This window comes from Sphingomonas sp. Leaf412, assembly GCF_001425405.1.
Taxonomy (GTDB): Bacteria; Pseudomonadota; Alphaproteobacteria; order Sphingomonadales; family Sphingomonadaceae; genus Sphingomonas.
The window spans coordinates 454,860-466,162 of the sequence record NZ_LMQP01000003.1 but is presented as its reverse complement, the minus strand read 5'-3'; the positions used below and the strand labels follow the sequence as shown (position 1 = coordinate 466,162).

The window sequence follows — 11,303 nt, the reverse complement described above, 5'->3', positions numbered from 1 at the left end:
CCCCACGTACGGCCGCTCGATCCACGCCGGGTCATCGAGGTGCATCAGCGCGGCGGGACACCAGATGGCGGCGCGATTCCCGATCAGCGCCATCTGTTCGACCAGTCGCGCGGGATCGAACCAGTCGTCATCATCCCATTGCGAGATCAGCTCCCCGCGCGCCAGGTCCAGCGTGAGGTTGCGCAATTCCCCCAGCGTCGTCGCCGGGTCCTTGGGCAGGCGGTGGTGGATCAGGCGATCCGCGGGCACCGCGGACAGGATCGGCGTATAATCCTCCGTTCCGTCGTCGACGATCACCAGTTCGCGGTTCGGATAACGTTGCGCCAGGAAGCAATCGATCGACCGCTGCGCCAGCCGGCGGCGGTTCGCCGTCACCATCAGGCAGGAGATGCGCGGGCCATCGTCGGCGAACGGCGCGGGGAGCGGGATCGACGGCCCCGTATTCGCGGAAGCCATGCTAGGCAGCGCCGGCCCGCACTGATACCCACCGCCGCCAAGCCATGACCCGCATCGTCTTCGTCCTGTCCTATCCGGCGTATCATTCCGTCGCGGATCCCGCCGAATGGCTGCGGTGGGACAATCGCGACCGACGGATGCCCGCGCTCCTATCCGCCATGGGGGCGGATGTCGAGTTGTGGGGCGTGGCGCAGGAGGACGCGGAGCATGTGTCGCCAGCGCCCCGCTTCCCCGATGCGGCCGGCGCGTCCTATCGCATCCGACTCTTCGCGAAGGACGGCGGCGGTACGAAGTCGCGCGATCATTTCAGCGACGCGATGGTCGCCGCCGCGCGCGCCGATCCGGCGGATCTGTTCGTCGTCGTCGGCACGAACGGCGGCGCGGGCTATCGCCTGTTCGATCGCGCGCTGAAACCCGATGCGCGCCGCTTCGCCCTCGTCATCGGCGGCGATTACTGGAGCCGGCTGGTCCCCCACGCCGCACTGCTCTTCACCGAGGGCGCGATCCAGGAAGCCGCGCTGATGCGCCCCGCCCCGCGCTTCTGGCGCAAAAGCATCGACGCGGACCGGTTCGAACGGCTGCCCAAGTCGATCGACACCGACCTGTTCCGCCCGGCGATGGCGGGCGCGCGGTGGGACGTCGTATCGGTCAGTCGGCTGACACGCTGGAAAAGCTTCGACGAGGTCGGCGCGCTGTCGGTGGAACATCGCGTCGCGGTGGCGGGCGCGGGTCCGGACGCCGAAGCGCTGGCGCGGCGCTATCCCGAGATCGAATGGCTGGGGCATGTCGCGAATGCGCAGGTCCCCGCGCTGCTCGCGGCGGCGCACATCTATTTCCACGCCGGGCGCCGCGATTACTTCCCCCGCGCGATCGTGGAGGCGATGGCGTGCGGCCGGCCGGTGGTGGCGTTCCGCGACCGCATCGGGGAAGATGTGGTGCCGCCGGATTGCGGCCTGCTGGTCGGTGATCGCGACTATCGCGGGGCGGTCGCGGCGCTGCTGGCCGACCCCGTCCGCCTGTCCGCGATGGGCGGCGCGGCGCGACGGCATGCGGTGGCGACGCACGGCCTGACATCCAGCGTCCCCGCCTGCCGCCGCCTGCTGGCGTTTGCGGAGGTCGGCGCATGAGATGGACGTTCGTCATCGCCTATTACAACGAGGCGGACTATCTCGCCGACACGCTCGCCAGCCTTGCGGCACAGACGGTGAAGCCGTTCCGCCTGTTGCTGGTGGACAACGGCTCGACCGACGCGTCGGCGCGGATCGCGCGGATGCCGCTGGACGGGGTGGAGGTCGTCCACCTGACCGAAACGCGCGCCGGCAAGATATTCGCGCTCGAAGCCGCGATGCCGCATATCGCCACCGACCTCGTCGCATTCGGTGACGCCGACACGTTCTACCCGCCGCATTACCTCGCCACGGCACAGGCCGCGCTCGACCGTCCCGGCGTCGTGGCGGCGATGGCGACCGACGTGTCGCGCGACGCGAAACAGGCGCTGCGCAAGCGGCGGCATAACCAGGTCGTCAGCCGCCTTTGGCCGAAGCAGACGCATACCGGCGGCTTCGGCCAGACCTTCCGCACCGCCGCGCTCGTCGCCGCGGGGGGCTATGCCGAACGCCACTGGCGCTACGTCCTGATGGATCACGAGGTGATGGAACGCGTGTTGCACCACGGTCGCGCGGTCTACCCGTTCGACCTGTGGTGCATCCCCTCCCCCCGCCGCAGCGACCGGACACGCGTCCGCTGGACGCTCGGCGAGCGGCTGCTCTACCATCTCACGCCGAGCGCTGCGAAGGACTGGTACTTCCACCGCTTCCTCGGCCCCCGCCTCGCGGCGCGCAAGGCGACGCACCTGAACCTGCGCGAGAAAACGTGGGAGAAAAGGTAGAAGGTCGTTCGCGCAGAGACGCGGAGGCGCAGAGGTGACCCGCCCGCGGCACTGTCTCGCGCCAGCGAGACTTTTCACTTTCACGGCCGCCTGGAGCGAAAGGCTGCTGGCGCAGCCGGGGCGGAGAACATGCGCACCACCTCTGCGCCTCCGCGCCTCCGCGCCTCCGCGTGAACCATCTTCTTCTTCCCATGCACGCACACCCAGCCCCTTGTGTTGCCCATCGGCAACACCATCTCAGCCCCACGAGTACAGGGACGACAGATGAACCTCGAAAAATTCACCGACCGCGCGAAGGGCTTCCTGCAATCCGCGCAGACCGTCGCGATCCGCCTGAGCCACCAGCAGATCCTGCCCGAGCACATTCTGAAGGCGTTGCTGGAGGATGAGCAGGGCATGGCCGCGGGCCTCATCACCGCGGCGGGCGGCGACCCGCGCCGCGCGGTGGCGGAGACCGACGCCGCGCTCGCGCGCATCCCTGCCGTGTCCGGATCGGGCGCGCAGAACCAGCCCGGCCTGTCCGCCGACGCGGTGCGCGTGCTGGATCAGGCGGAACAGATCGCGACGAAGGCGGGGGACAGCTACGTCACCGTCGAGCGCCTGCTGGTCGCGCTCGCGCTGTCGCTCAACACCGCGGCGGGCAAGGCGCTGAAGGCCGCGAACGCGACGCCGGAGGCGCTGAACACCGCGATCAACGCCGTACGCGGCGGGCGTACCGCCGACACGCAATCGGCGGAGGACCGCTACGACGCGCTGAAGAAGTTCGCGCGCGACCTGACGCAGGCGGCGCGTGACGGAAAGCTGGACCCCGTCATCGGCCGCGACGAGGAGATCCGCCGCACGATCCAGATCCTGGCGCGCCGGACCAAGAACAATCCCGCGCTGATCGGCGAACCCGGCGTCGGCAAGACCGCGATCGCGGAGGGCCTCGCGCTGCGCATCGCCAACGGCGACGTGCCCGACACGCTGAAGGACCGCCGTCTGATGGCGCTCGACATGGGCGCGTTGATCGCGGGCGCGAAATATCGTGGCGAGTTCGAGGAACGGCTGAAGGGCGTGCTGGACGAGGTGAAGGCCGCGGACGGCGACATCGTCCTGTTCATCGACGAGATGCACCAGTTGATCGGCGCGGGCAAATCCGAAGGCGCGATGGATGCGGGCAACCTCCTGAAACCCGCGCTCGCGCGCGGCGAGCTTCATTGCGTCGGCGCCACCACGCTCGACGAATATCGCAAGTATGTCGAAAAGGATCCCGCGCTCCAGCGGCGGTTCCAGCCCGTGTTCGTCGGCGAACCGACCGTCGAGGACACGATCAGCATCCTGCGCGGACTGAAGGAGAAATACGAACTCCACCACGGCGTGCGCATCACCGATGGCGCGCTGGTGTCCGCGGCGACGCTGTCCAACCGCTACATCACCGACCGCTTCCTGCCCGACAAGGCGATCGACCTGATGGACGAGGCGGCGTCGCGCATCCGCATGGAAGTGGAGAGCAAGCCCGAGGAGATCGAGGCGCTCGACCGCCGCATCCTGCGCCTGAAGATCGAGCGCGAGGGGCTGAAGCGCGAAACCGACGCCGCCAGCGTCGACCGCCTCGGCACGCTGGAGGGCGAGCTGGTCAACCTGGAGGAACAGTCCGCCGTCCTGACGCAACGCTGGCAGGCGGAAAAGGACAAGATCGCGGGCGAGGCGAAGCTGAAGGAGCAGCTCGACGCCGCGCGGCTGGAACTGGAACAGGCGCAGCGGCAGGGCGACCTCGCGAAGGCGGGCGAGCTGTCCTACGGCCGCATCCCCGCGCTGGAGCGCCAGCTTCTCGACGCGCAGGCGACGACCGCCCAAGAAATCAGGGGGCGCGCGATGCTGCGCGAGGAAGTGACCGCGGACGACATCGCGGGCGTCGTCAGCCGCTGGACCGGGGTGCCGGTCGAACGGATGTTGCAGGGCGAGCGCGACAAATTGCTGCGCATGGAAGAGGTGATCGGCAAGCGCGTCATCGGTCAGGCGGAGGCAGTCCGCGCCGTCTCCACCGCGGTCCGCCGCGCGCGCGCGGGGCTACAGGACCCCAACCGCCCGCTCGGCAGCTTCCTGTTCCTCGGGCCGACGGGCGTGGGCAAGACCGAACTGACCAAGGCGCTGGCCGAATTCCTGTTCGACGATCCCAACGCCATGGTCCGCATCGACATGAGCGAGTTCATGGAGAAGCACGCGGTGTCGCGCCTGATCGGTGCCCCCCCCGGCTATGTCGGCTACGAGGAAGGCGGCGTCCTGACCGAAGCCGTCCGCCGCCGCCCGTATCAGGTCGTGCTGTTCGACGAGGTGGAGAAGGCGCATGCCGACGTCTTCAACGTCCTGTTGCAGGTACTGGACGACGGTCGCCTGACCGATGGACAGGGCCGCACGGTCGATTTCAGCAACACGCTCATCATCCTGACGTCGAATCTCGGCAGCCAGTATCTGTCGAACCTGGACGAGGGGCAGGACGTCGAGGCGGTCGAACCGCAGGTGATGGATATCGTCCGCGCGCATTTCCGCCCGGAATTCCTGAACCGACTGGACGAGGTGATCCTGTTCCACCGCCTGGGTCAGGCGCACATGGGGCCGATCGTCGACATCCAGGTGGCGCGCGTCGGCAAGTTGCTGGCCGATCGCAAGATCGCGCTCGACCTGACCGACGCCGCGCGCGCGTGGCTGGGCCGCGTCGGCTACGACCCGGTATACGGCGCCCGCCCGCTGAAGCGCGCGGTACAGCGCCACGTGCAGGACCCGCTGGCGGACCTGATCCTGCGCGGCGACGTGAAGGACGGGGCCACGGTCCACGTGGATGAGGGGGACGGGAGGCTGGCGTTGACCGTGGGCTAGTATCCGTTCCCCGAAACCAAAAAGGGCCGCCCCGAGGGGCGGCCCTTTCCGTTTTCGCAGACCCGACGATCAGAACCGCGCGCGGATGCCCGCGATGAAGCTGCGACCGACCGGATCGTAGACATCGGCCTGCGTTTCCGTGCCCGTGATCGACGCTGCGAACGGCGACCCGGGAAGGAACGGCGGCTGCTTGTCGAACACGTTGTTGACGTTGAAGTAGAAGCTGAATCGCTGTTCCGGATCGACGTTCCAGCGCAGCTGAAGGTCGTGGTAGGTGTAGACCGGAATCTTGTTCAGCGCCTCGATCGCCGGATTGCTGTTGGCGAACGTTACGCTCGACACCGCGCCACCCAAATAAGTCATCTGCCAACCGACCTGGAACGTGTCCTGGAACTCGTAGGACGCGCGCCCGAAGATACGGTGCTTGTGAAGCTGGGCACCAGCGGTTCCGAGGTTCTCGACCACCGGAGCAACCGGGTTCGCCTGCGTCTCGTAACGGAAGCGCCGCGAGTAGTTGACCGAGAGGTCGATGCGGTTACCCGATTCGAGCGTACGGGCATAGCGGCCACCGATGTCCAGACCGTCCGTCAGCGTCTGCGCGACGTTGATGAGCTGCCCGTTCACGGTCTGCAGCCGGCCGGTGGCGTTGCGGATCACCTGCGAACAGAAGACCGGATCGCCCGACTGGAGGCATTGCTGGATCGAGAACTGACGACCCAGCGTATTGATGCCGTTCTCCAAACGGATGTTGAAGTAGTCCACCGTGAAGCTGAAGCCCGGCGCCTGGCGAGGCGTGATGACCGCACCGATCGTCACCGTGTTCGCCGTCTCTTCGATCAAGTCCGGGTTACCACCGGTAAACCCGTTGATGCCCTGCTGCTCGGACAGCGTGTAGTTGAACGCACCGTTCGTTGCGATTGCCGCCTGGATCTGGGGGATCGCCCGACAGACGGCGCCGAACCCTCCGGGGAACGTCGCACTGACGCCCGGGTTGTTCGTTGCGGTCACGCCGTTGCAGGGATCCGCCACCGCCGCGAACGTTTCCGCCGGCGGCTGGAACAGCTCGTTGATGGTCGGTGCACGGTTCGCGCGCGCATAGCCGCCGCGGAACCGCAGGCCGTCGAACGGTTCGAACTCCGCACCCGCATTCCAGCTCAGGACGCTGCCGATCGTCGTGTAGTCGGAGTAGCGCACCGCGCCGACGAGCCCGAGATACTTGACGAAGCTGTCACGGATCAACGGGATGTTCGTCTCGCCGAACACTTCCCACACGTTGAACGCGCCGCTGAAGTCGGGCGCCTGGTTGCCGATGTTGAGGCCCGCGTTGGTGAGCGCGTCGTTGTTGCTGGACGCGGTTTCGCGGCGGAACTCGCCACCGACCGCGATGCCGATATCGCCGGCCCACAGCGAGAAGGGCGAGCCCGAGATCGTTGCGTTGGCGACGTGCTGCTGGTTGATGACCCGAAGGCTGCGCGGAATGTCCGACTGCACATAGGCCGACGCCTCGCGGCTGGCGCTGCCAGCACCGAACAGGTTGAGAGGAGCACAGCCGGCGGCACGTGCGGCGTCGCTGCGGCAGACGAACTGCCCGCCGACCGAGACAACATCCAGCGCCTCAGCGATCCGGCTCTTCACCGCCGTCTCGCTCTGCGTGTAGTCGGAGAAGCGGCCGTAGACGTAGCTCGCGTCGTAGCGCCAGCCTTCCGCGAACTCACCACGGAGACCGGTTGCGAGACGAAGCGTGTCACGATCGTTGACGTTGCTGCGATCGAAGACCTCGTTGAAGCGGCGACGAGTCGAGATGCCGGTGATGTCGTTGGCCGGGTTCGCATCGCTGTTGCGTGCCGTGATGATGGCCCGGATCGGCGTCGGAATGAACGGATTGCTAGCCGGGATCGAGAAACCAACGTCGGCGTTCGGCACAAGGCCGATGGCGATCGCCGACGGTTCGAGCGACGAGCGCGACTTCACCTTGTTGTAATTCGTCTCGAGGAACACCGTCGCCGCCGGGCTGATCTCGAACGAAGTGTTGAACGCTGCCATGTACCGCTCGACCGGCGTGCCGATGTAGCGCACCGCGTTACGGTTGAAGCCGGGGCCCGTTCCGAAGATCAGATTGTTGGACGTGTCGTAGCTGAAGTTCGACGAGGCGGCGTTGGGAACTTCCAGCACCGGGTTCGCACCCGTGCCGCGCACGTTGTAATAGAACTGCCCCTGCGCCGAGAAGATGCTGTACGACGCCGGGCCGCAAACGATGCCGGCGGCATTGCTGACCGGGATGCCGCAATCCTGCGCCGAACGGTCGCGACCGACCGACAGCAGCTGATCGGAGCGATCGTAGGTCAGGTTGCCGAGCACCTTCCAGCGACCGTCGGCCATCGTCGAACCGCCAGTGAGCGACACCAGCTGGCCGCCCGCATCGCCGCGCTCGGAAATGCCGGCCTGCGCACGCAGCTGCACGCCTTCGAACGAATCCCGCATGATGAAGTTGACGACGCCCGCGATCGCGTCCGAACCGTAGACCGCCGACGTGCCGCCGGTAACGGTATCGATGCGCTCGATGAAGTCGGTCGGAATGTTGTTGACGTCGACCGTCGCCGACCCACCAAAGCCGGCGACGTAGCGGCGACCGTTGACGAGGACCAGCGTCCGGTTCGCGCCCAGGCCACGAAGGTTCAGGGTTGCCGCGCCGTTACCCGACGTGGAGAAGTTCGAGTTGAAGCGGCTGGTGCCAACGCCAAATTGCGGCAACTGCTGCAAGGTGTCTTGGATGTTGATCGCCGCGTCCTGAAGGATGTCGGCACTCGTCGTCACTGCAACAGGAACGGCCGAGGCCAGATCCGGGCGCACGATGCGCGAACCTGTAACGATGACAGCGTCGTCCTCGACGGCTTCCGACTGCGGGGCGGACGAATCGACCGGAACCTGCGCAGATGGCGGAGTCACGTCGGCATCCTGCGCCCAGGCTGGCAGCCCCGTCACCGCAATACCGCCCATGATTGCAGTCGTCATGAGGCGGGATTTCAACGTCTTCATACTCTAACCCCCAAAAAGCTGACTCGACGGCAAAGCTAAATCCCACAGCTATCCACCATGGGTCAGTTATCCTGACTTTTTCCTGCCGTGATACGCTTGCTTAGGTGCCCCAAGCGGCATCGTGCAATTGGTGTGACCTCACCAAAGCGCGCATTTTTTGACGTCTGTGTCAGGCGGGACACAGTCGGGGGCTTATGGCAACACATTGAAACGTAACGCCGCCTGCGACGCCTCCCGGCCGCCGCCCGGCGCCCGCCGACTAAGGCCTCTGGCGCCGGTCCATGTTGCTATGATATCCGGCCGCCGACCAGCAACGCAGGAACATGCCAATGGGCCCGAATTATGTAGCTCTCGTCATCGCGGCGGCCGTGGCTCCGACCGCGCTAACGGCGCAAGTTGCTCCCCCAGTCGCGCCGGTTTCGTCCGCAAAGAAGACCTCGGCCGAGGCAGGCAAGATGGTTTGTCGGACGCTGGATACGACTGGGAGTCGGCTCGGCAAGAAGCGGGAATGTCGGACTGCGGCCGAGTGGGCGGAACAGAGCGCACTGGATCGTCGCGAGGTGGAGCGTCAGCAGGCTAATCGGTGGAAGCAGAATTAAAGCTCAAACCTCATAGCCCATTCGCTCTGCCCATGGCGCAAGGATAGGCAGGACAGGTTCAAGCTGACGTCGATATCGCTTCCAGCGCGCCACGGCGCGCTGGTAAATCGGTTCCGTCACTTGCGAGTAACTGGCAGTGCGCGCCGGACCGCGCACTTTCGCCGCCGCAACGTTGTCGAGAATGTCAGGTGTGAACATCGCTCCGATGTGGTCGGTAATGCGGCGTAGTTCCGCTTCCGGTTGCGATACCAGTCGTTCGTATCGCACCCGTAGGACGTTCATATCGAATCGCCGTTCCGCTTCATGCCAAGCGGTGAACACCGCGTCGTAGGTGAGTGCCGCTTCCTCAATATTAACAAAGCTTCGCATCGCACGATTGAGTGTAAAGTTTGCCATGAAGCAGCTGAGGACGACGTCGCACGGATGTCGTTCGACCAGTATCACAGGCGCAGCCGGAAACAGTCGGTGTATCAGCGGAATCCGTGTCATATGCAGCGGATGCTTGTCCACAATACGCCGAGATGAAGCGCCTGGTAGTGCTTGCTCGAGAAGCGCAACATAGCGTTGCCGAAAAAGGCCCACCATTTCGGTATCAAGCTGCCCGTTCTTGCTCCTCGCCTCAATCTCGCGCTCAATTGTAGCAATTAGCGGCCGCTCCTCCAGTATGACGGTGTCGCTCAACTGCCCAAGCAGCGTATCTAGTAAAGTGGTTCCCGATCGTGGGAATCCGACGATAAACGTCGGTGTTGGCACGTCGTCATCTTGGAGCGCCACAACCGCCGGGGGCATGGCCCGCAGCGTCTCGATCGATGCAAGCACCGTTTCGCGATAGGTGGGGCCCTCCGGCAGTGGTGCTCCACGAACGGAATCCGCGTTCATCCGCTCGAACAAAGCGTATGCCGAAGCTGGGTCGCCCCGCCGATCGGCGAGTTGCGCGAGAAGGTGACATCGCCTCAGGTCACTGATCGTATCCGGCACGGTCCGCGCAATCGCTGCGGCCTCGTCGAGATTCCCGGCGCGAAAGGCGGACCACGCCCGTAACAGCCCCAGTTCGGCGCCTAAGCGATCACCCGCGTCCACGATCAACGCATCCAGCTCGTCGAGCCTGTTCTGGGTTTCGTATAACAGGCCGAGTTCAAGGTAGGCAGCAGGATGGTCGGGCATTAACGCGACGGCCCGACGCAAGGATTGCTCCGCCGGACCGGTTTCCTCCGCAGCCGCTTGCGCGAGACCCAACGCCAGCTGTACTCCGGTGGCGTCGGGGGCAATGGCCGCAGCGTCGTTCATCACGCGAAGGCGGTCGGCGGGCCGGCCGGCGCGTCCGAGCACGTCGGCCAGCGCAAGATAAAAACGAGTATCTCGCCGGTTGATGGTGATCGCCTGCTCCAGCGCCGCCACCGCTGCGGCGTGATCTCCAAGCGCCATCTCGGCGCTCGCAAGGTTGGCCCAGCTATCGGCATCCCGAGGTGCAACGCCCAGCAGGCGATGATATAGTTCCCGAGCTCGGGCCACGTCATGGCCCCGCAACGCGGCGAACGCCGCCAACCGGTCGACCGCCGGATCTGCCGGCAACGGCGCCAGCAACGGTGCGACACGGTCGAATAGCTCGAGCGCGATGAATGCGCCTGCCAGATTCAATCGCGTCGCCCGGTCATCGGGACGGCGGCGAAGCAATTCTTCGAGATGGACTGCCGCCCGCGCCGCGTCGCCGGCGCGCGCATACAGCAAACCGGCGAACGCAAGCACGGCATCACTGTCGCGACCGGCTGCGAGCGCCGCGGCGGTAATCGTGCGCGCCTCGTCGTCGCGCCCCTCCCGCAACAACGTCCCGATCGCATGTGCATCGCGGTCTATACCGTTCATGCACGCATCCTTGCCACATCGAAGGCGACCGAAAGTCGCTCCCCGGCTGCGAACGGCCGCGTCCCGTGCCACATCGTCGAGGGGAAAAGTACGAGCCGCCCGGGCCGAGGCTCGATCTCTCGGAACGGTGGGATATCAGGCATGAGCGCGCTCGACGCTCCCAGCGTCAACCAGCCTGCATGTGTATCGCCCTCGATCGCTTCGGGCAAAGCCACGTACAGCGCCGAACTGACCCAGCCGTGGCTGTGAACGTGATCGGCGTGATGTCCGCCAGCGGTCAGTCGAACCGACCAGGACCCCGCGAAACGACTGGACCGGCGCGGCGCGGAGAGAAGGGGATGATCGCGATCAGGCGCCGGCAGCGCCGCGACATAGCGTTTCACCGCAGTTCGGATCATGTCGCGCAACTGGACGATCTGCGGTTCGACACGCGCGAGCAAGGGGCCGTCGGTCTGCGTTCCTCCGCGGACGGACTGATCGAGCGGGCGGTCCCGAGCGATATGTAGCTCGCGCAGCAGCGCCGCCAAGGACGGGAGATCGCCGATTTCCGCCGAAAGGTCGTACACTTGCACGAATTGCTCGTTCCCCTCCAGCCAGCGCCA

Annotated in this window: 7 protein-coding genes; 3 read left to right on the top strand and 4 right to left on the bottom strand. The window is 65.9% G+C overall.

Features of this window, described 5'->3' with window-relative positions; translation table 11 throughout:
• On the bottom strand, positions 1–456 hold a 456-nt coding region (locus ASG29_RS09360), incomplete at its 3' end, for a glycosyltransferase family A protein (protein ID WP_156458025.1).
• A gap of 44 nt (positions 457–500) precedes the next feature.
• Between ASG29_RS09360 and ASG29_RS09355 the strand changes: the two genes are divergently transcribed.
• The 3 genes from ASG29_RS09355 (at position 501) to clpB (ending at position 5,203) form a co-directional block, all read left to right on the top strand.
• Complete coding sequence (locus ASG29_RS09355) at positions 501–1,583, top strand: glycosyltransferase (protein WP_055983115.1); 1,083 nt, start codon at positions 501–503, stop codon at positions 1,581–1,583.
• Positions 1,580–2,344: a glycosyltransferase family 2 protein gene (locus tag ASG29_RS09350; protein ID WP_055983112.1), complete on the top strand. Its 765-nt coding sequence runs from the start codon at positions 1,580–1,582 to the stop codon at positions 2,342–2,344. The genes ASG29_RS09355 and ASG29_RS09350 overlap by 4 nt, the downstream gene beginning before the upstream one ends.
• A gap of 264 nt (positions 2,345–2,608) precedes the next feature.
• Complete coding sequence (clpB, locus tag ASG29_RS09345) at positions 2,609–5,203, top strand: ATP-dependent chaperone ClpB (RefSeq protein WP_055983110.1); 2,595 nt, start codon at positions 2,609–2,611, stop codon at positions 5,201–5,203.
• Between the two features lie 69 nt (positions 5,204–5,272).
• Here clpB and ASG29_RS09340 read toward each other — a convergent pair whose 3' ends face one another.
• The 3 genes from ASG29_RS09340 to ASG29_RS09330 all read right to left on the bottom strand — a co-directional run.
• Entirely contained in the window at positions 5,273–8,239 is a 2,967-nt protein-coding gene (locus ASG29_RS09340) for a TonB-dependent receptor domain-containing protein (protein WP_082515895.1), read from the bottom strand.
• Between the two features lie 602 nt (positions 8,240–8,841).
• The gene (locus ASG29_RS09335) at positions 8,842–10,701 is read right to left on the bottom strand and encodes a tetratricopeptide repeat-containing sulfotransferase family protein (protein WP_055983106.1); all 1,860 of its coding nucleotides are present in this window, start codon (positions 10,699–10,701) and stop codon (positions 8,842–8,844) included.
• Positions 10,698–11,303: putative 2OG-Fe(II) oxygenase (locus ASG29_RS09330; RefSeq protein ID WP_235532852.1), on the bottom strand; the 606-nt coding region annotated here is incomplete at its 5' end. The genes ASG29_RS09330 and ASG29_RS09335, both read right to left, overlap by 4 nt.